Source organism: Actinomadura kijaniata NBRC 14229, assembly GCF_001552175.1.
GTDB classification, from domain to species: Bacteria; Actinomycetota; Actinomycetes; order Streptosporangiales; family Streptosporangiaceae; genus Spirillospora; species Spirillospora kijaniata.
The window spans coordinates 1-19,053 of the sequence record NZ_BCQR01000208.1 but is presented as its reverse complement, the minus strand read 5'-3'; the positions used below and the strand labels follow the sequence as shown (position 1 = coordinate 19,053).

Genomic DNA, 19,053 nt, shown 5'->3' with positions numbered 1-19,053 from the left:
CCGGCGCTCGCCCTCACGCCCGAGCCGGTGGCGCGCGGCGTCCGGCGGCTCCTCGGCGGCGACCGCGCCTACCGGCAGCGGTTCGGCACGCGGGGCCGCCACGACCGGGACGTCCTGGCGCAGGCCGCGACGCGCGAGGGCGGTCCGCGATGAAACCCGACCACGAGGTCGTCATCGTCGGCGCCGGGTTCTCGGGACTGTGCGTCGGCATCCGGTTGCGGCGCGCGGGCATGCGGGACTTCGTCATCCTGGACGCGGCCCCCGGCGTCGGCGGCGTCTGGCACCACAACACCTATCCGGGCGTCGCCGTGGACATCCCGTCGGCGACCTACTGCTACTCGTTCGAGCCCAACCCGCGCTGGTCGCGCGCGTTCGCGCCCGGCGCGGAGGTGCGCGCCTACGCCGAGCACTGCGCCGACAAGTACCGGCTCCGCCCGCACCTGCGGCTGAACACCAGGGTCGAGCGCGCCGGGTTCGACGAGACCGCCGACCTCTGGCGCGTCCGCACGGGCGCCGGCGAGGTCACCGCGCGGTTCCTGGTGTGCGCGGTGGGCCCGCTCGACCAGCCCAAGGACCCCGACATCCCCGGCCTGGACGGCTTCGCCGGGAAGGTCGTCCACACGGCGCGCTGGGACCACGGCCACGACCTGACCGGCGAGCGCGTCGCCGTCATCGGCACCGGGGCGTCCGGCCTCCAGGTCATCCCCGAGATCGCCGGACGCGCCGCGCGCCTGCACGTCTACCAGCGCACCCCGATCTGGGTGTTCCCGAAGGCCGACTTCGCGATCCCGCGGGGCGTGCGGCGCGCGTTCGGGCTTTTCCCGCCGCTACAACGGCTGGTCCGCCTGGTCACCACGGCCGCCTCCGAGGTCGTCATGGTGCTGGGCATCGTGCACTACAGCAAGGTGCCGTTCCTGGTCCGCGCGGCCGAGGCGGTCTGCCGCGCGCACCTGCGCCGCCAGGTCCCCGACCGCGCGCTGCGCCGCAGGCTGACGCCGTCGTACGGGTTCGGGTGCAAGCGGCCCTCGTTCTCCAACCGCTACCTGCCCACCTTCACGCGGGACGACGTCGAGCTGGTCACCGACCCGATCGAGAAGATCACCCCGCGCGGGATCGTCACCGCCGACGGCGTCGAACGCGAGATCGACACCCTCGTCCTCGCCACCGGCTTCAGGATCCTGGAGCCGGGCGCGACGCCGCCGTTCCCGGTCGTCGGCCCGGGCGGCGTCGAGCTCGGCGCGTTCTGGGACCGCGAGCGCTACCAGAGCTACGAGGGGCTCGCCGTCCCGCAGATGCCCAACTTCTGGCTCATGAACGGCCCCTACACCGTCACCGGCGCGTCCTGGTTCTCCATCATCGAGGCCGGGACCACCCACATCGTGCGGTGCCTCGCGGAGGCGCGCCGCCGCCGCGCCGTCCGCGTCGTCGTGCGGCAGGGCCCGCACGACGCGTTCACCGCCGACATGCGCCGCCGCATGAAGGGCACCATCCTCGGCCAGCCGAGCTGCGCGGGGTCGCGTTCCTACTACTTCGACCGGCACGGCGACTCGCCCTACGTGCGCCCGCAGTCGGGCTTCCACGTGTGGCGGCGGTCCCGCACCTTCGACCTGGACGACTACGCCTACACGCCCGGAGGGCGGTCATGAGCTCCGGCCGCCGTCTGGAACACTACGAACCCACCGTCTGAAAGGACCCACTTATGCCCCTTCTCCGCACCGGCGGCCTCCTCCTCGCCGCGACCGGCGCCGCCCACTTCGTCGCGCCCAAGATGTTCGAGTCGATCTCCAAGGCGGGGTTCCCGGACGACACCGAGACCTGGATCAAGCGCAACGGCGCGACCGAACTGGCCCTCGGCCTCGCCATGACCTTCGGCAGGACCCGCAAGGCCGCCCTGGTCGGGACGGGCCTCTACACCGCGTGGCTGGGCGCGCGCGTCGCCTACCAACGCCAGAACGCCGCCTGACCCCCCGCGGCCGGCCCGGTGCGCCGGGGTCCGCGACGGGCCCCGGCGTCACTGGCTCTTGCGGCCCTCCCACCAGCTCGACAGGGCGCGGCGCAGCGGGGCGTGGTGCTCGTCGTCCACGATCTGCACGTCGCCCATGACGGCGTGGGCGCGGACGCGGACCACGGGAACGCGCGCGCCCGGCCGGGGCTCGCGCACCCGGACCCGCCGGTCCCCCATGACCGCGTAACCGGTCAGCTCGACCGCCACCCCGTCGGGCACGATGACCTTCACATCGCCCATCACCGAGGTGGCGACCACCGACACCTCGCCGGTCGGCACCTGGGCGCCGCGCAGGTCCAGGACCACGTCGCCCATCACCGCCAGCACCTCCAGCTCCTGGTCGACGCGGCCGGACAGGCGTTCGCGCACGTCGCCCATGATCGAGGTGAAGCGGCGGCGGATCTGCGGCGGCGCGGGCGTCGCGCCGGGCGCGCCGAGCGCGGGCAGGTCCGCCACCACCCCCTCCAGATCGCCGCGCGTGACGGCCAGGTAGGCGGCCTCGGTCCGCTCGGTGAGCTCCTCGAACGTCAGCCGGCCCTCCACCGAGGCGACCCGCAGCCGTTCCACCACCGCCTCACGCTCGGCGTCGGAGGCGCGCACGGACGCGGCGGGCGGCCGGGGCGGACGGACGGGGTCCGGCGGCGGGACGGGAACCGATGGCCGCCCTTGCTGCGGGGTGGGCTGACTCATGATTCCGAAACTATGCCCCACCTTCCTTGCGGCAATCCACCGTGCGGACGAGATCCTGCCTCCCCTTCAGGAGGAGGGCGGCGCCGCGCCCGGGGTGTTGCGGCCAAGGAATGAACTGCGGTTCAATCCTTGCATGGCCTACCGCAGGACCCCCGGCGTGCAGGCGCGGCTGACCGCCTCCCGGGACCGGATCGTCGCCGCCGCCCTGGAGATCGTCGCCGAGGGCGGCTACCGGGCCTGCTCGGTCGCCGCCGTCGCCGACCGCGCCGGGGTCGCCACCGGCAGCGTCTACCAGCACTTCCGCGGGAAGGCCGCGCTGATGGCCGAGGTGTTCCGGACGGCCTCGGGGCGCGAGGTGGACGCCGTCGCCCGCGCCGCCGCGCTGGAGGACACCGCGCGCGAGGCCGTCGCCGCGACGGTCGAGACGTTCGCGGGCCGGGCCCTGCGCGCCCCGCGCCTGGCGTACGCGCTGCTGGCCGAGCCCGTCGACCCGGCCGTGGAGGCCGAGCGCCTGGTGTTCCGCCGCGCCTACGCCGAGGTGATCGCCGCGTTCGTCGCCGACGGCGTCGCCTCCGGCGAGCTGCCCCCGCAGGACCCCCGCCTCAGCGCGACCGCCCTGGTCGGCGCGATCGGGGAGGCCCTCGTCGCGCCCCTCGCCGAGGGCCGCCTCGCGCCCGGCGCCCTCCCGGACCTCATCCGCTTCGCCCACCGAGCCCTCGGAGTAGCCCCGTGACGACCCACGAAGTGTTCAACCAGGTCCCCCCGCTGGAGGGCCACGACGTCGCCGACGACGCCGCGCTGCTGGACGGCCTCGACCGCGAGGGCGCGGGCTGGGCCGCCGCCGAGGTCCACGAGCTGGGCCGCCTGGCGGGCACCGCGCGGGCGCAGGAGTGGGGCCGCCTCGCCAACGAGTACCCGCCGGTCCTGCGCACCCACGACCGCCGCGGCCACCGCGTCGACGAGGTCGAGTTCCACCCGGCCTGGCACGAGCTGATGACCGTCGCCGTCACCCACGGCCTGCACGGCGCGCCCTGGGCCGACGCCCGCGAGGGCGCGCACGTCGCGCGCGCCGCCAAGTTCTACGCCTGGCGCGTGGACGCGGGCCACGGCTGCCCGGTCTCGATGACGTACGCGGCCGTCCCCGCGCTCCGCCAGGCCCCCGAGCTGGCCGCGCGGTACGAGCCCCTGCTCACCAGGAGCGAGTACGACTTCGGCCTGCGCGCCCCGCTCACCAAGAACGCGCTGCTGGCGGGCATGTCGATGACCGAGAAGCAGGGCGGCTCCGACGTCCGCGCCAACACCACCGAGGCCACCCCGCGGCCCGACGGCACCTACCGCCTGGTCGGCCACAAGTGGTTCACCAGCGCGCCGATGTGCGACGTCTTCCTCACCCTCGCCCAGGCCCCCGGCGGCCTGACCTGCTTCCTGGTCCCCCGCGTCCTGCCGGACGGCGCCCTCAACCCGCTGCGCCTGATGCGGCTGAAGGACAAGCTGGGCAACAGGTCCAACGCCTCCTCCGAGGTCGAGTACGAGAACGCCGTCGCCTGGCGCGTCGGCGACGAGGGCCGCGGCGTCCGCACCATCATCGAGATGGTCAACATGACCCGCCTGGACTGCGTGATCGGCGCGGCCGCCGGGATGCGGCACGGCGTCACCACCGCCGCCCACCACGCCGCGCACCGCTCGGCGTTCGGGAGGTACCTGATCGACCAGCCCCTGATGCGCAACGTCCTGGCGGACCTGGCGGTCGAGTCCGAGGCCGCGACGACGCTGATGATGCGCCTGGCCGGCGCGACCGACCGCTCGGTCCGGGGCGACGAGGGCGAGACGGCGTTCAAGCGCCTGGCCCTGGCCGTCAGCAAGTACTGGGTCTGCAAGCGCTGGCCCGCCCACGCCGCCGAGTCCCTGGAGTGCCTGGGCGGCAACGGCTACGTCGAGGAGTCGGGCATGCCCCGCCTGTTCCGCGAGTCGCCCCTGAACTCCATCTGGGAGGGCTCGGGCAACGTCGCCGCCCTCGACATCCTGCGGGCCATCGTGAAGAACCCCCGGACCATCGAGGTGTTCTTCGACGAGGTGGAGCGCGCCGCGGGCGCCGACGCGCGGCTGGACGCGGCCGTCCGCGAGGCCAAGGACTCCCTCACCGACCTCGCCACCGCCGAACTGCGCGCCCGCCGCATCGCCGAACGGCTGGCCCTCGTCCTCCAGGGGTCCCTGCTGGTCAGGCACGGCCACCCGGCCGTCGCCGACGCGTTCTGCGCCACCCGCCTGACCGGCGACCAGGGCGGCGCCTACGGCACCCTCCCACCCGGCCTGGACCTGACCCCCATCATCGAACGCGCCACCCCGAAAACCTCCTGACCCCGCCGTCGGGGCTCGCCGGCCGGCCCTTCGTCAGGTCCGGGCCACGAGATCCAGTTCCGCCCGCGCGTCCGCGGCACCGGCGGTGTGGCCGGACGAGCGGATCTTCGCCAGGGCGCGGTTCAGGTGGTGTCTGGCGGTCTCGCGGTCGCCGCGGAGGCGGGCCGCCCGCCCCAGGCCGATCTCGGCGTGGATCTCGCCGCGGCTGTACGCGCGTTCGGCCGAGATGGACAGCGCGCGCTCGTACAGCTCCGTCGCCCGCCGGGTGTGCCCGCCGGACAGGGCGGTCCGGCCGAGCCAGGTCAGCGCCTCGACCGCCTCGGTCCACAGGCCGAGTTCCTCGGCCACCAGCAGGCCCTCCCGGTGGAGGCGCTCCGCCCGCGCGCGGTCGCCGTCGACCTCGGCCACCAGCGCCAGCGCCCGGGTGGCGCGGAGTCGGCCCCAGCGATCTCCGATCTCCTGGAACAGCGCGGCGCCCAGTTCCGCGTGCGGCCCGCCCCTGCCGGGGGCGTGGCCGGCGCGCTCGACCAGCGCCGCGGCCTCGCCCCAGCGGTCGCGGGCGGCGCGGGCGCCGGTCAGGCACGCCTCCACCAGGCACCGTCCCTCCAGGTGGCGGCCGTGGCCGGTCAGGCCGGTGCCCACGAACCACTGCAACCGGGCCCGCAGCACCGGATCGTCGAGACCGGCGGTCGGGTCCTGGCCGGTCCGGACCTCCGTCGCCCCGGCCGGTGAGGTGCGCAGTTCCATCCCGGTCAGCCAGGCCCGCGCCGCCAGGCGCGCGGCCGGGGCGGCCGGGCCGTCGGCGGCCAGCGCCGCCTGGATCGACCTGCGGGCCTCGGTGAGCCGGCCGCGCAGGAACCAGTACCAGGCCAGCGCGTTCACCAGGCGCAGCGCGTGCCCGGCGTCGCGCTCGGCGACCGCGAGGTCGAGGGCCCGGCGCAGGTTGACCGTCTCCGCGTCCAGGTGCTCCAGGCGGTGTCGCTGGTCCGGGCCGCGCAGCCGGTCGTCCGCGTCTTCGGCCAGCGCGGTGTAGCACCGGACGAACGCCGCCCGGACGGCGGCCTCCTCCCCCGCCTCCGCGAGCCGTTCGGCGCCGTAGGCGGCCACCGATTCGAGCAGGCGGAACCGTTCCGCCTCACGGACCACCAGCGATCGGTCCACCAGCCGGGCCAGCAGGTCGGGCACCCGCCCGGCGGGCAGGTCCGGACCGGCGCAGACGGCCTCGGCGGACGCCAGGGTGCAGCCGTCGGCGTGCACGGCCAGCCGCCGCAGCACGGTCCGCTCGTCCGCGGTCAGCAGCTCCCAGCTCCAGTCGAGCATGCGCCTCAGCGTCCGCTGCCGGGCGGGCAGCCCGCGCGCGTGCACCTCGGGCAGGGTGAACCGGTCGTCCAGGCAGGCGGCGAGCTGCTCGGGGCTCAGCGTCCGCAGCCGGGGGGCCACGAGTTCCAGCGCCAGCGGGATGCCGTCCAGCCGGCGGCAGATCGCGGAGACGGCCGGCGCGTTGTCCGCGTCGAGGGCGAAGCCGGGCACCGCGGCCGCCGCCCGCTCCACGAACAGCTCGACGGCGCTGGAGCGGGCGACCACCGCCGGATCGGCGTGCTCCGGCAACGCCAGCGGCGGCACCGGGTGCACCACCTCGCCGGGGATGCCGAGGGCCTCCTGGCTGGTGACCAGCAGGTGCGCGCCGGGCACCGCCGACAGCACCGTCCCGGCCAGCGCGGCGACCGCCTCGACCACGTGCTCGCAGTTGTCCAGCAGGAGCAGCAGGCGCTTGTCGGCCACCGCCTGACCGAGCCAGTTCACCAGGTCGTCCAGGTCCGGCTCCGTCGCCGCGGTGTCGCACAGTCCCAGCGTCGTGATGATCCGTTCGGCGATGTCGTCGGGGGTCGAGGCGGCGCTCAGGCCGGACAGCTCGACCAGCCACACCCCGTCGGCGAACCGCTCGGCGATGTCGCGCGCCGCGGCTATCGCCAGCCGTGTCTTCCCGACCCCGCCGAGACCGGTGAGCGTGACCAGCCGGGTGGTGGAACCCGGACCCAGCCGTGCCCGCACCTGGCCGACCGCCTCCCGCCGGCCGATCAACGCGGTCAGCGGTGCGGGCAGGTTGGTGCGGCGGCGCGGTCGCCCGGCGGCGGCGGGCGGGGCCAGGTGCGGCTCCTGGCGCAGGATCGCCTCGTGCAGCGCGGAGACCGCCGGTCCGGGCGAGGCCCCCAGCTCCTCGGCCAGCTGCCGCCGCAGCTCCTGGAAGCTCCGCAACGCCTCGCCCTGCCGCCCGGCCTGGTACAGCGCGCGCATGTGGGCCATGCGCAGCCGTTCGCGGAGCGGGTGCCGTGCCACCAGCTCGCCCAGCTCGGCGGCGAGCGCCGTGTGCTCGCCCAGCACCAGCCGCACCTCGGCCTGGTCCTCCAGGACCGACAGCCGCAGTTCCTCCAGCCGGGTGATCTCACCGCGGGCGAACGGCGACTCGGCGACGTCGGCGTAGGCCGGGCCCCGCCACAGCGCGAGCGCGTCGGCGAACAGGTCGCCTTTCACCGCCGGTTCCCGGTGGGCGCGGGCGCGCTCGGCCAGCTCCTGGAACCGCAGCGCGTCGACCGCGCCGTCGGCCAGCAGCAGCCGGTAGCCCGCCGGTTCGCGGACCACCCGCTCGCGGCCCAGCACGCGGCGCAGTTGGGAGATCTTGGTCTGCAGCGTGTTGACCGATCCGCCCGGCGGGCTGCCCTCCCAGAGGTCCTCGACGAGACGGTCGGCCGGCACCGGACGGCCCCCGTGGACCAGCAGGTTCGCCAGCAGGGCGCGCACCTTCGCCTCGGGTATCTTGACCGGCCGTCCCTCGGCGTCCCAGACGGCCAGCGGGCCGAGCACCCCGTAGCGCATGTCCTGAAATGTATCGCCAGCCGACCGTCAGGAAATCGTGCGCGCCGGTCGGCAGGGTGGCTCCGCACGTTCCCGAGAACGCGGAGGAGTCCCATGAGCACATCGACCGCACGCAGGGCCGGGCCCCGGGAGTGGGGCGGGCTCGCCGTCCTGTCACTGCCCACCGTGCTGCTCGGCCTCGACGTCACCGTGCTGTACCTCGCCCTTCCCTCGCTGGCGGAGGACCTGCGCCCGAGCGGCACCGAAACCCTGTGGATCATGGATGCCTACGGCTTCCTGATCGCCGGGTTCCTGATCACCATGGGCACGCTGGGCGACCGGATCGGCCGCCGCAGGCTGCTGATGATCGGGGCGGCCGCCTTCGGCGCCGTGTCGGTGGTGGCCGCCTACTCGGGCAGCCCCGGGCTGCTCATCGCCGCGCGCGCGGCGCTGGGGATCGCCGGCGCCACGCTGATGCCCTCCACCCTGGCCCTGATCGGCAACATGTTCGCCGACGCGCGTCAGCGCTCGGTGGCGATCGGCGTGTGGGCGACGAGCTTCGCGCTCGGCATGGCCGTCGGGCCCCTGGTCGGCGGCGCGATGCTGGCCCGGTTCTGGTGGGGCTCGGCGTTCCTGCTCGCGGTTCCGGTCGCGGTCGTCCTGCTGGTGGCCGCGCCGATGCTGATCCCCGAGTACCGCGCGCCGCGGAGCGGCCGGTTCGACCTGCTCAGCGTCGTGCTGTCGCTGCTCGCGATCCTGCCGGTGATCTACGCGGTGAAGCGGTTCGCCAAGGAGGGCCCCGACGCCCCGGCGGTCGTCGCCGCGGTGGTCGGCGTGGTGGTCGCGGTGCTGTTCGTCCGGCGCCAGGGCGGCCTGGAGAGCCCGCTGCTGGACGTACGGCTGTTCGCCGACCGCACGTTCAGCGCCGCGCTGAGCATCCTGCTCGTCGGGCTGGTCGGCGTCGGCGGCGTGATGCTGCTGGTCACGCAGCAGCTCCAGCTCGTGGAGGAGCTGCCGCCGACCGAGGCGGGCGGGTGGATGGGGCCGCCCGCGCTGATGATGTTCGCGGCCGCGATCGGGGCGCCGCTGGTCGCGCGCCGCGTCCCCCCGGGGATCGTGGTGGCCGCCACGCTGGCGCTGTCCGCGGTCGGGTACGCGCTGCTCACCCAGGTGAACGCCACCGGCGGCATCGCCCTGGTCGTGATCGGCTTCGGTCTGGTCTACCTCGGGCTCGGGGCGATCGCGGCGCTGGGCACGGACCTGGTGGTCGGGGCGGCGCCGCCGGAGAGGGCCGGCTCGGCCGCGGCGATGTCGGAGACCGTGCAGGAACTGGGGCTCGCCCTGGGCGTCGCGGTCCTGGGCAGCCTCGCCACCGCGGTCTACCGCGGCGGCGTCGACGACGAGATCCCCGCGGGGGCGCCGGCCGGGGTGGCCGGACCGGCGGGCGACAGCCTCGCGGGCGCGTCCTCGGTGGCGGACCGGCTGCCTCCCGGCCTGCTCGACCAGGCCAAGGAGGCGGCCACCACCGGCCTGAACGTCGCGGCGCTGGTCGCCGCGATCGGCGTCCTGGCGCTCTCGTTCCTGTCCGCCGCGGCGCTGCGGCACGTCGGCGCCATCGGCGGCGACGAGCCGGAGGAGAGCGGGACCGTCCCGGCGCGGCACTCCGGATCGCGGGTCTGAACGGGAGGCGCTCGGTCATGGCGGGTCCCGGCCGCTGGGGGCGGGCCCTTGGTCCCCCGTTGGTCGAGTCTTTTCCCGTATACCACACTCCGGTGGCCGGGCTCTGACCTACAGTGATCAATCGGGGGGTGCGCGGCCGTCCCGTGTCGAGGGCGGCCGAGACCGCGGCGTGGACACCGTAGGGGGCCGTTGTTGTTCCGCCGCCGGAGGCGAGGGGGACGCGGTGCCGCGAACGCGCGAGTACCTGGCGGCCTTGGAACGGGCGGGCCTCCGGCTGGCGGGGGCGCGGGGGCTGGAGCAGACGCTGGAGACCGCCGTGGAGGCGGCGCGGACCTGCCTCGGCCCCGTCGGCGGGATGCTCGCGGTGCTGGACGTGACCGGGCAGTCGCTGTCGATCGCGGCGCTGTGCGGGATGCCCCCGCCGACCGGCCGGGCGGACGGGACGCTGCGAATGCGCACGCGGCTGCCGGTCACCGACGCCGTGCGCACCGGCCGGCCGGTGTGGGTCGCCGGCCCCGAGGACCTCGCGGCCCGCTATCCCGTGACCGGCCACGCCCCCGAGGCGCTCGCGTGCGGGGCCGTGCCGTTGCGGACCCAGGGGCGCGTCTGGGGCGTGCTGTGCCTGGCCCGCCCGGCCGGAGCCGGGTCCGCCGGGGCCTTCGGCGAGACCGAGCGGCGGTTCGTCCGGGTGCTGGCCGAGCTGGTCGCCGCCGCGGCGGCCCCGGCGCCGACCGCGGAGACCGGATACGCCGAACGGGTCGGGGAGCTGAGCGCGGCGCTGGCCGCCGCGGGGACGGTGGAGGAGTTCGCCGCGGCGGCGGCCAGGACGCTGCCGGTGTTCGGCGCGGGCGGCATCCTGGTGGTCGAGCGCTCCGGCGACCGGATGCGCGTCCTGGCCGCCGCCGGGCACGGCGACCGGACCCTCCGGCGGGTGCGCGAGTTCCCGGTCGCCGTGCCCGCGCCACTGACCGACGCCCTGGCCCGGCGCACCCCGGTGTTCGTCGGCTCCCCCGCCCGGCTCCGCAGCCGCTACCCGCGTTTCCAGCCGGTCGTCAACCGCCCCCAGACCCGCGCCTGGGTGGGGTTGCCGCTGCCCAGCAACCACGGCGCCCCCGCCGCCTGCCTGCTGGACTTCCCGCACCCGCGCCACATCGACGGCGCGCAGCAGGCCCAGCTTCTGATGGTGGCCGGGCTGCTGGCCCAGGCGCTGGACCGCTGCCGCATCCACGACGCCGAGCACCTCCTGGTGCAGCGGGTGCAGGAGCGCATGCTGCCGGGCGCGAGCCTGGGCTGCGGGCTGACCCCCGCCCACACCGCCGGGCTCGACATCGCCTACCGCTACCGCCCCGCCTCCTTCGGGTTGCAGGTCGGCGGCGACTTCTACGACGTCGTCCCGCTGCCCGACGGGCAGATCGCCCTGGTGATCGGCGACGTGCAGGGCCACGACGTGCACGCCGCCGCGCTGATGGGCCAGATCCGCATCGCGCTGCGCGCCTACGCCGTCGAGGGCCACCCGCCCGACCAGGTGCTGACGCGGACCAACCGCCTGCTGGACCAGCTCAACACCCGCACCGACGACCCGCTGCTGGTCACCTGCCTGTACCTGGTCCTCCACCAGCGCAGCGGCGTCATCCGCGGCTGCCGCGCCGGGCACCCGTCCCCCGTCCTGCTGCCGCCCGGCAAGCCCGCCCAGGTGGTGGACCTGCCCGGCGGGCTGCCGCTCGGCGTCATGACCGAGGAGACCTATCCGGTCACCACCGTCGCCCTGCCCTCGGCCGCCACGGTGCTGCTGTACACCGACGGGCTGGTCGAGGACCTCGGCCGGAACGGCGGCGCCGACGACGACACCACCGCGCTGCTGGCCCACCTGGACGGCTTCGCGCACGACGGCCCGCACACCGCCCAGCGGCTCATCGACAGCCTGCCCCGCCTCCGGGACGGGGTCCCGCTCACCGACGACATCGTCGTCCTGGCCGCCCGCCTCCTCTCCTGAGCGGGGTTCGGACGCCCTGCGGCATAGGAGCCAGGCACCGGTCCCGGGCCCCGAGGATGGCCCCTGGGGGCCTGGTGACGCGGGGTGACGTCCACGACGATGCGTGACGGGCCCCCACCGGGCGGCCCCGTCACCAACGCCGCGCAAGGAGATGCCAACGTGATCCGTAAGACCCTCGCGACCACGCTCGTGGCCGGAGCCGCGCTCACCGGGCTCGCCCAGACCGCGCACGCCGCCGCGGCCCCCGTGCCGCCCAAGCCCAAGTCGTTCGAGGTCTGCGGCAAGGGCGAGCTGGGCAAGAACGGCAAGTGCGTCAAGCGCGCCAAGCAGAAGGCGACCGGGACCGTGACGTTCGGCAGCAGCGCGCGGGTGTCCGGGAAGGCCACCAACAAGACCCGGGGCACCATGGACGTCACGGTCCACTTCTTCTGGAAGGCCCATGGCAAGATCCGCCAGCACAAGCGGGTCATCCCCGTCAAGGCGGGCAGGACGGACTACGAGATCGGCACGGCCATCCCCGCCCACTGGAGGATGGTGCAGAAGGTGACCGTGCAGATCTGCAAGGGCCCGAAGACCAAGCGCGAGTGCGGCGTCACGAAGACCATCCGCCCGTAGCGCGAGGCCGTGCCCCGTCCCCGGCGGGACGGGGCACGGCGGTTCAGCGGTCGGTCGGGCAGGTGGGGCGGTAGTCGAGGGCGGGCAGGTGCCGCTTCCACTCCTGCCTGGTCAGCCCGCCCCCGGTGGTCCGGCACAGCGCGGCGGTGGCCCGCGCGGGCGCGATGTCGTAGCTGATGACGGTGCCGTCGTCGGCCAGGCTCTCCAGCGTCCGGCCGCCCGCGGAGAACGCCAGCGCCCTGATCGGGTTCTGGTGGCCGGTCAGCGAGAGCGCGTAGGAGCGTCCCGGCCCGGCCTCCCAGAGCCGGACCTCGCCGGTACGGTCCCCGGTGGCCAGCAGCCTGCCGTCCGGCGAGAACGCGGCGGCCCGCACGTACCCCCGGTGCCCGCGCATGATCAGGTTCTTCGGCCGGAGGGTCGTGCCGTCCACGGGGACGACCTCCTTCTGGATCCCGCCGAGGCCGATGAGCGTGCGCCCGTCGGGGCTCAGCGCGGCCGGGGAGCGCAGCATGAGGGCGTCGCCGGTGGCGCGGACCCGGCCGGACGGGTACTCCACCAGCCCGGTCTGCCCGTTGAACAGCACCGCCTTCCCGTCCGCCCGGAAGATGAGCCTGCCGTAGCCGCCGTCGGCGACCGGAACCGACCGGATCTGCCGGAACGTCGTCATGTCCCAGAACTGGAGCTGGTACGCCTCGCCGTCGCGCACCACGATCGCCATGCCCCGGCCGTCCGGCGTGAACGCCATGCCCCGCGCCGCGCCGTTCGGCTGCGGCAGCGTCACCGTGCCGAGCTGGGCGAACCTGCGGGCGTCGGTGATCGTGATCGTGCGGGTGTTCTTGCGGATGGCCAGCCTCGCGCCGTCGCCGCTGATCGCCAGTCCCGTGCCGTCGCTGGAGTACTCGTAGTCGGCCGACAGCGTGAACCCGCCCGACAGCGGCCTCCCGTGCCGCAGATCCCAGAACCGCACGGTGCTGTTGAAGCGGAAGGCCAGCACCGACCCGTCGGCCGCCATCGACGTCTCGGAGATCAGGCCACTGACGCCCCGCACGTTCCGCGCGCTCGTGTACGTGCCGACGTCGAGCGAGGAGACCTGGCCGGTGCTGTGCTCCACGCAGCGCAGTATCCGGTTGTCCACGAACCGGGGAAGCCCGCAGACGACGCCCGGCGCGTAGCGCAGCACCGGCGGCACGCCCCGCGGCAGGATGCCGCGCGCGACCCGCCACATCGTGCGGTTCTGCGCGACGAACCGGCCGTCCTGCGTGAACGCCAGCGTCGAGGTGGAGTCTCCCGAGGCCAGCACGGTGTGCTGCTGGTCGGTCCTCAGGTCCCAGAGCAGCAGCTCCGATCTGGACCCGCCCTGCGGGGAGTGCGCGACCGCCAGCAGCGAGCCGTCCGGGCTCAGCCGCGTCTCGCCCACCCACCGCTTCTTGAGCCGGGCGTTCAGTTCCGGGACGGCGATGTCGGCGGCCGGGCCGGCGGCCGACGCGAGCCGCCGGACGCGGACCCTGTCCCCGAAGTTCATCGTGACGCCCGCGACCGTCCGGTCGTCGGCGGCGGCGGTGAGCAGCACGGTGTCGTTCTTCGGGTTCTTCCAGGGCAGCGGCACCTCCTTGAGGGTCCGCAGGTCCCAGGCGATGGACCGTCCCTTCCGCCTGGCCAGCAGCAGGTTCCCCGACGGGTTGAGGTCGATGCCGTCGGGGATGGCGTTGGGGCCCTCCCCGAACGGGAAGGCACCGCGCTGCCCGCCGGTGGCGGTGTCCCAGACGCGGACCGTTCCGTCGCTCATCCAGGTCACCAGGGTGCGCGCGTCGTTGGTGACGACCAGGTCGACGGTCTTCGGGCCGGGCACGGCGAACCGGCGCAGCTGCCTGCGCGAGTCGACGTCCCAGATCCGCGCCGTGCCCCCGGCGGACCCGGCGCCCGGGGCGGTGTCGAGGACGACCAGCAGGCGGCCGTCGGGCGACGGCTGGCGCAGCGCCTGCGCGCCCGCGTCCGGCGGGCCGAACACGTCGCTCTCCCACTGGTGGCGCAGCGCGACCAGCGTCTCGCGGGTCTCCGCGGTGTCGGCCAGGGACGCGGCGGCGATCGCGAGCCGCCGGGCCAGGCGCGGGTCGTGGCGGCGGGTCGCCATCGCGGTCGCCGCCATCCGCCGCGCCTCCGCCTGGTCGCGCTGCAGGGCCACCGTCTGGCCCCGCTGCACCACCAGCACGACCGCGCCGACCGCGACCACCAGCAGCACCGCCAGCACGCCGGACACGGCCGTCCGCGCGGTGGACCGGCGCCGCGCCGCGGTCCGGCCGGCGTCCAGGAACTCCTGCTCCGCCCGGCTGATCGCGAGATGGCGGCGGCCGCTGACGGCCCAGCCCAGCGCCCGGTCCAGGCGGGTGCCCTGGAACAGGTCGCCGGTCTTGCGCCCGTGCGCGTCCCAGAGCCGGACGCCGTCCACCAGTTCGCGGTGCACGGCCAGGCCGGGGCGTTCGGCGTCGGCCCAGTCGCGCAGCCGGGGCCAGGCGCGCAGCAGCGCGGGCGCGGTGATCATGAGTTGCCGCCCGTCCCAGGTGAGCAGCCCGGCCCGGGTGAACGCGCGCATCACCGCGTCGGTCGCCTCCCTCGGCGTGCGGCCGTCGTCGAACTCCTCGTACCGCGCGGGGCGCACCACCTCCTCGCCCTCCGCCACCATGCGCAGCAGCACCTGCGGCGCCGCCTGCTGCGCCGCCGGGGGAAGCCGCCGGAACACCTCCTCGGCGCGCTCGCCCAGCGTCGGCGCGGAGGCGGAGGCGTCCGGCGCGCGGACGGCCGCCGCCGCGCGCACGCCCTGCTCCAGCAGGTCCCCGCCGGGGCCGCCGAGCAGGTCCAGCAGCACGTCCGAGGAGCCGGGGCGCCGGCCGGGGTCCTTGGCGAGCGCCGCCGCCACGACCGGCCGCAGCCGGTCGGGCAGGACGGACAGGTCCGGCTCGGTGTCCAGCACGGCCTTCATCAGCGCGGGCAGCGTGTCCCCGACGAACGGCGGGCGCCCGCTCGCCGCGAACAGGACCGTCGCGCCCCAGGCCCACACGTCCACGGCGGGGCCGGCGCCCCGCCCCCGGAACACCTCCGGGGCCATGTAGCGGGGGGTGCCCTTGACCCCGGTCGTGCTCTGCGACATGTCGTCGTGCCGGGCGACCCCGAAGTCGATGACGCGGGGGCCGTCCGAGCCGAGCAGCACGTTCGCGGGCTTGAGGTCCCGGTGCACCACGCCCGCGCGGTGGATGGTGGTCAGCGCGGTCGCGATGCCGACCGCCAGCCGGTACAGCTCGTCCGGCCCGTACGCGCCGCCCGCCTCGACCGCCTGTTGCAGCGTCGGGCCCGCGACGTACTCGCTGACGATGTACGGCGGGGTGTGCTCCAGGTCGACCGCGAGGACCCGGGCGGTGCAGAACTGCGACACGCGGCGCACCGCGTCGACCTCGCGGGCGAGCAGCACGCGGTGCGCGGCGGAGTAGTCGCCGTGCAGGGCCTTGACCGCGACGCGCGCGCCGTCGGGGCCGTACCCCTCGTAGACCACCCCCTGCCCGCCTGAACCGATCTTTCCGGCCAGCCAGTAGTCACCGAGCCGGGTCGGCTCTCCGGGCGCCGGGGGGACAGGGGGCACGGGACTCTCCTCGCTCTGGCAGACATGATCGTCCCTATAAGATGCCGCACCCTCCCCGCGTGTTCGTGTGGCGGGGGGCGACAGTCGCCGCCGCGAACCGCGGCCGACTACGATCGCCCGTCATGTCCGCAACGATCACATTGGCCGACGTCCTCGACGACGCGGCGATCCTCTCCCTGGAACACCAGCTGCACCTGGGGGAGGTCATCGGCTCGCACAGCTGGAACGTCGACCTGCGGGAGCAGCGGTTCGACTTCACGGGCGACCGCGACCTGACCTGCAGCCGCGTCCACCTGCTCGGCAGCGCCGCCCCCGGCCCGGGGTCGTGGCTGTGGGCCTGGGCGAACCCGACCGACTACCCCGAGCCCCTGACCGGGCTGTCGGCGCGGGTGCGGGACTTCGGGCGGCAGCACGGGATCCCCGAGCTCGCCTCGGCGGAGGTCCCGTTCGGCGCGGTGCCCGGCGGCCCCGCCGAACCGGCGTTCGAGCCGGCCCGCGTCGCCGCGCTGCTGCTGGACGCGGCCAAGGTCGTGTCGGGCTCCTGGACCTCCTACCACGCCGAGGTGGGCGGCGGCACGCGCGCCGCGTTCCTCATCGAGCACCCGGACTTCCGGCTCCCGCCGCCGGCCTTCCCGCGCGTGATGCGCGTCCTCCAGCAGTCGCTGGCCGAGCTGCCGCTCCACGACCACCGGCGGGCACTGTACGGCTACGCCCGGGGACGGGGGCTCGGAGCCGCGTTCGACCCCGAGGGCACCAGGCTCGCGATCACCGCCCCGGACTTCTCGATCGACGTCGAGTTCGACCAGCACAACCGCGTCGCCGGCATCAACGCCAAAACCGCACCCGGAAACTGACCACCCCGCCCGAGGGAACGCCCCGACCCCCTGAAGCGCCCCGCCCCCGAAGGGGTCCGGGGCGCCTTCCCGTTCCCCCACACCCCCAACGACCAGACCCGTTTCCAAGAAGCCGAAGGCAAGGGCCGCAGGCCGGGGCTTCACAACAAGAACCAGGGCCTGCTTCAAGCGAACCTCAGCCACGCGCGAGCGCGCTACCTGACCCGCAGGCCCGGAGCTTTGCAACACAAAGCAGAGCCTGTTTCAAAATGGACCCCAGCCACGCACGCGAGCACGCTCCCTCACCCGCAGGCCCGAAGCCGAAGGCGAGAGCCGCGAGCGGAGCTTCGCAACACGAACCAGGGCCTGCTTCACAACGGACCCCAGCCACGCACGCGAGCACGCTCCCTCACCCGCAGGCCCGAAGCCGAAGGCGAGCACCACGGGCCGGAGCTTCGCAACACGAACCAGGGCCTGCTTCACAACGGACCCCAGCCACGCACGCGAGCACGCTACCTGACCGGCGGGCCCGAAGCCGGAGGCGAGGGCCCGCAGGTCAGATCGCGAAGCGATGTCGCGCTCGCCAAGACCTGGTTAGGTGCGAGCCGCCAGGCGAGCACCGTAGGCCAGGGCTTTTGAAATACAGCCAGGGCTTTTGAAATGCAGCTAGGGGCGGGCAGGGGGGTCGCTGATGCCGAGGTGCAGGTGTTCCACGTGGTAGATGGCCTGGTCGATGAGCTCGGCGACGTGGTCGTCGTAGAGCGAGTACATCACCTGGCGGCCACTGCGGGTGCCGACCACCAGGCCGAGGGTGCGCAGCAGGCGGAGCTGGTGGGAGCAGGCGGACTGCTCCATGCCGACCTCGGCGGCCAGTTCGGTGGCCGCCAGCGGCCCCTCGCGCAGCCGGGCGAGGATCAGCAGCCGCGAGGGGGTGGCCAGCGCCTGTAGCGCGGTGGCCACCTTGGCGGCGCTGGCCGCGTCCAGGCGGGTGCGCGGGGCGCTGCTCGGTGGTGGTGCGGCTCCATGACCCATGCGCGCATTGTACTTTGATGAACACATGAATCATTGTTCAACTGTTCCTGCTATTGTCCGGGCGGTCGACCCTGTCGCCGTCCGGAAAGGATCCGTTGCCCGATGTCCTCCGCCCTGACCCGCCCGACGGCGGCCCCCGCCGCCGCGGCCCGCGACGTGACGGTGCGGCACCGCACCCGGATCTCCGACCTCGCCGAGGTCCGCTGGGCGGTCGCGGCGCTGGCGCTGTTCCTGCTCGCGCTGCCGCCGTACCTGCTGGACGCCCCCGCCTGGACGTGGGCCCCGCCGTTCGCGCTGGCCTACGCGGCCGGCGGCTGGGAGCCGGGCTGGTCGGGGCTGAAAGCCCTGCGCGACCGGACGCTGGACGTGGACCTGCTGATGGTGCTGGCCGCGCTGGGCGCCGCGGCGATCGGCCAGGTGCTGGACGGGGCGCTGCTGATCGTCATCTTCGCCGCCTCCGGCGCGCTGGAGGCCGTGGCCACCGCGCGGACCGCCGACTCGGTGCGCGGCCTGCTCGACCTGGCCCCCGCCACCGCGACCCGGCTGACCGGCGACGGCGCCGAGGAGACCGTCCCCACCGAACGGCTGCGGGTCGGCGACACCGTCCTGGTCCGGCCCGGGGAGCGCGTCGGCGCCGACGGCCGCGTGCTGGACGGGGCGAGCGAGGTCGACCAGGCCACCATCACCGGCGAGCCGCTGCCGGTGGACAAGCGGGCCGGGGACGAGGTGTTCGCCGGGACCCTGAACGGCACCGGGGCGCTGCGGGTGCGGGTGGAGCGGGACCCGTCGGACACCGTGATCGCCCGGATCGTGGCCATGGTCGCCGAGGCGTCCGAGACCAAGGCCCCCACCCAGCTGTTCATCGAGAAGGTGGAGCAGCGCTACAGCGTCGGCATGGTCGCCGCCACCCTCGCCCTGTTCGCGGTCCCGCTGGCCCTCGGCGACGACCTGCGGTCCACGCTGCTGCGGGCCATGACCTTCATGATCGTCGCGTCGCCGTGCGCGGTGGTGCTGGCCACCATGCCGCCGCTGCTGTCGGCGATCGCCAACGCCGGGCGGCACGGCGTGCTGGTGAAGTCGGCCGTGGTCATGGAGCGGCTCGGGCGGATCGACGCGGTGGCGCTGGACAAGACCGGCACCCTGACCGAGGGCGCCCCGAAGGTCACCGACGTCCGTCCCCTGCCCGGGTCGGGGCTGACCGAGCGGGAGCTGCTGAGGCTGGCCGCGGCGGCCGAGCACCCCAGCGAGCACCCGCTGGCCCGCGCGGTCGTGGACGCCGCCCGCGACCGCGGCCTGCGCGTCCCGGCGGCCGACGGCTTCGACTCCGCCCCCGGCGTGGGCGTCCGCGCGACCGTCGAGGGCC

13 protein-coding genes are annotated in these 19,053 nt (G+C 75.0%); 9 read left to right on the top strand and 4 right to left on the bottom strand.

Annotated features, from left to right (window positions below):
- The first annotated feature begins 149 nt into the window (after nucleotides 1–149).
- Together AKI01S_RS43080 and AKI01S_RS43075 are read left to right on the top strand one after the other, a co-directional pair.
- A complete protein-coding gene (locus tag AKI01S_RS43080; RefSeq protein WP_067831762.1) occupies nucleotides 150–1,646 on the top strand; it encodes a flavin-containing monooxygenase in 1,497 nt (498 codons plus the stop codon).
- Nucleotides 1,647–1,699: 53 nt separating this feature from the next.
- Complete coding sequence (locus AKI01S_RS43075; RefSeq protein ID WP_067831760.1) at nucleotides 1,700–1,963, top strand: DoxX-related protein; 264 nt, start codon at nucleotides 1,700–1,702, stop codon at nucleotides 1,961–1,963.
- A gap of 48 nt (nucleotides 1,964–2,011) precedes the next feature.
- Here the strand turns inward: AKI01S_RS43075 and AKI01S_RS43070 are convergent, their stop codons facing one another.
- Complete coding sequence (locus tag AKI01S_RS43070) at nucleotides 2,012–2,695, bottom strand: DUF1707 SHOCT-like domain-containing protein (RefSeq protein WP_169814112.1); 684 nt, start codon at nucleotides 2,693–2,695, stop codon at nucleotides 2,012–2,014.
- 133 nt (nucleotides 2,696–2,828) lie between these two features.
- On the opposite strand from AKI01S_RS43070, the gene AKI01S_RS43065 reads away from it, so the two are divergent.
- Nucleotides 2,829–3,428 carry a TetR/AcrR family transcriptional regulator gene (locus AKI01S_RS43065; protein WP_067831756.1) on the top strand — a complete coding sequence of 200 codons (600 nt, stop codon included), beginning with the start codon at nucleotides 2,829–2,831 and terminating at the stop codon, nucleotides 3,426–3,428.
- Nucleotides 3,425–5,053: an isovaleryl-CoA dehydrogenase gene (locus tag AKI01S_RS43060; RefSeq protein ID WP_067831755.1), complete on the top strand. Its 1,629-nt coding sequence runs from the start codon at nucleotides 3,425–3,427 to the stop codon at nucleotides 5,051–5,053. The genes AKI01S_RS43065 and AKI01S_RS43060 overlap by 4 nt, the downstream gene beginning before the upstream one ends.
- Before the next feature lie 33 nt (nucleotides 5,054–5,086).
- Here the strand turns inward: AKI01S_RS43060 and AKI01S_RS43055 are convergent, their stop codons facing one another.
- Complete coding sequence (locus AKI01S_RS43055) at nucleotides 5,087–7,927, bottom strand: AfsR/SARP family transcriptional regulator (RefSeq protein WP_067831753.1); 2,841 nt, start codon at nucleotides 7,925–7,927, stop codon at nucleotides 5,087–5,089.
- Nucleotides 7,928–8,020: 93 nt separating this feature from the next.
- Here AKI01S_RS43055 and AKI01S_RS43050 point away from each other — a divergent pair, with 93 nt between their 5' ends.
- The 3 genes from AKI01S_RS43050 (at nucleotide 8,021) to AKI01S_RS43040 (ending at nucleotide 12,194) form a co-directional block, all read left to right on the top strand.
- Nucleotides 8,021–9,586 carry an MFS transporter gene (locus tag AKI01S_RS43050; RefSeq protein ID WP_067831751.1) on the top strand — a complete coding sequence of 522 codons (1,566 nt, stop codon included), beginning with the start codon at nucleotides 8,021–8,023 and terminating at the stop codon, nucleotides 9,584–9,586.
- A 223-nt stretch (nucleotides 9,587–9,809) separates the two neighbouring features.
- Nucleotides 9,810–11,579: a SpoIIE family protein phosphatase gene (locus AKI01S_RS43045; RefSeq protein ID WP_067831750.1), complete on the top strand. Its 1,770-nt coding sequence runs from the start codon at nucleotides 9,810–9,812 to the stop codon at nucleotides 11,577–11,579.
- Nucleotides 11,580–11,738: 159 nt separating this feature from the next.
- The gene (locus AKI01S_RS43040) at nucleotides 11,739–12,194 is read left to right on the top strand and encodes a hypothetical protein (protein WP_067831749.1); all 456 of its coding nucleotides are present in this window, start codon (nucleotides 11,739–11,741) and stop codon (nucleotides 12,192–12,194) included.
- 43 nt (nucleotides 12,195–12,237) lie between these two features.
- Here the strand turns inward: AKI01S_RS43040 and AKI01S_RS43035 are convergent, their stop codons facing one another.
- Entirely contained in the window at nucleotides 12,238–15,825 is a 3,588-nt protein-coding gene (locus AKI01S_RS43035) for a WD40 repeat domain-containing serine/threonine protein kinase (RefSeq protein WP_067831747.1), read from the bottom strand.
- A 122-nt stretch (nucleotides 15,826–15,947) separates the two neighbouring features.
- Here AKI01S_RS43035 and AKI01S_RS43030 point away from each other — a divergent pair, with 122 nt between their 5' ends.
- Entirely contained in the window at nucleotides 15,948–16,679 is a 732-nt protein-coding gene (locus AKI01S_RS43030) for a DUF6882 domain-containing protein (protein WP_067831746.1), read from the top strand.
- Between the two features lie 645 nt (nucleotides 16,680–17,324).
- Here the strand turns inward: AKI01S_RS43030 and AKI01S_RS43025 are convergent.
- Nucleotides 17,325–17,690, bottom strand: a complete 366-nt coding sequence (locus tag AKI01S_RS43025; RefSeq protein ID WP_084000809.1) for an ArsR/SmtB family transcription factor — start codon at nucleotides 17,688–17,690, stop codon at nucleotides 17,325–17,327.
- 102 nt (nucleotides 17,691–17,792) lie between these two features.
- Here AKI01S_RS43025 and AKI01S_RS43020 point away from each other — a divergent pair.
- The coding region (locus AKI01S_RS43020; protein ID WP_067831743.1) for a heavy metal translocating P-type ATPase at nucleotides 17,793–19,053 on the top strand (1,261 nt) is incomplete at its 3' end.

Excerpts from the sequence above, each read along its gene's own strand:
- AKI01S_RS43075 (WP_067831760.1), top strand. The coding sequence starts at position 1,700 with ATGCCCCTTCTCCGCACCGGCGGCCTCCTCCTCGCCGCGACCGGCGCC.
- AKI01S_RS43080 (WP_067831762.1), top strand. The coding sequence starts at position 150 with ATGAAACCCGACCACGAGGTCGTCATCGTCGGCGCCGGGTTCTCGGGA.
- AKI01S_RS43050 (WP_067831751.1), top strand. The coding sequence starts at position 8,021 with ATGAGCACATCGACCGCACGCAGGGCCGGGCCCCGGGAGTGGGGCGGG.
- AKI01S_RS43025 (WP_084000809.1), bottom strand. The coding sequence starts at position 17,690 with ATGGGTCATGGAGCCGCACCACCACCGAGCAGCGCCCCGCGCACCCGC.
- AKI01S_RS43055 (WP_067831753.1), bottom strand. The coding sequence starts at position 7,927 with ATGCGCTACGGGGTGCTCGGCCCGCTGGCCGTCTGGGACGCCGAGGGA.
- AKI01S_RS43065 (WP_067831756.1), top strand. The coding sequence starts at position 2,829 with ATGGCCTACCGCAGGACCCCCGGCGTGCAGGCGCGGCTGACCGCCTCC.
- AKI01S_RS43030 (WP_067831746.1), top strand. The coding sequence starts at position 15,948 with ATGTCCGCAACGATCACATTGGCCGACGTCCTCGACGACGCGGCGATC.
- AKI01S_RS43070 (WP_169814112.1), bottom strand. The coding sequence starts at position 2,695 with ATGAGTCAGCCCACCCCGCAGCAAGGGCGGCCATCGGTTCCCGTCCCG.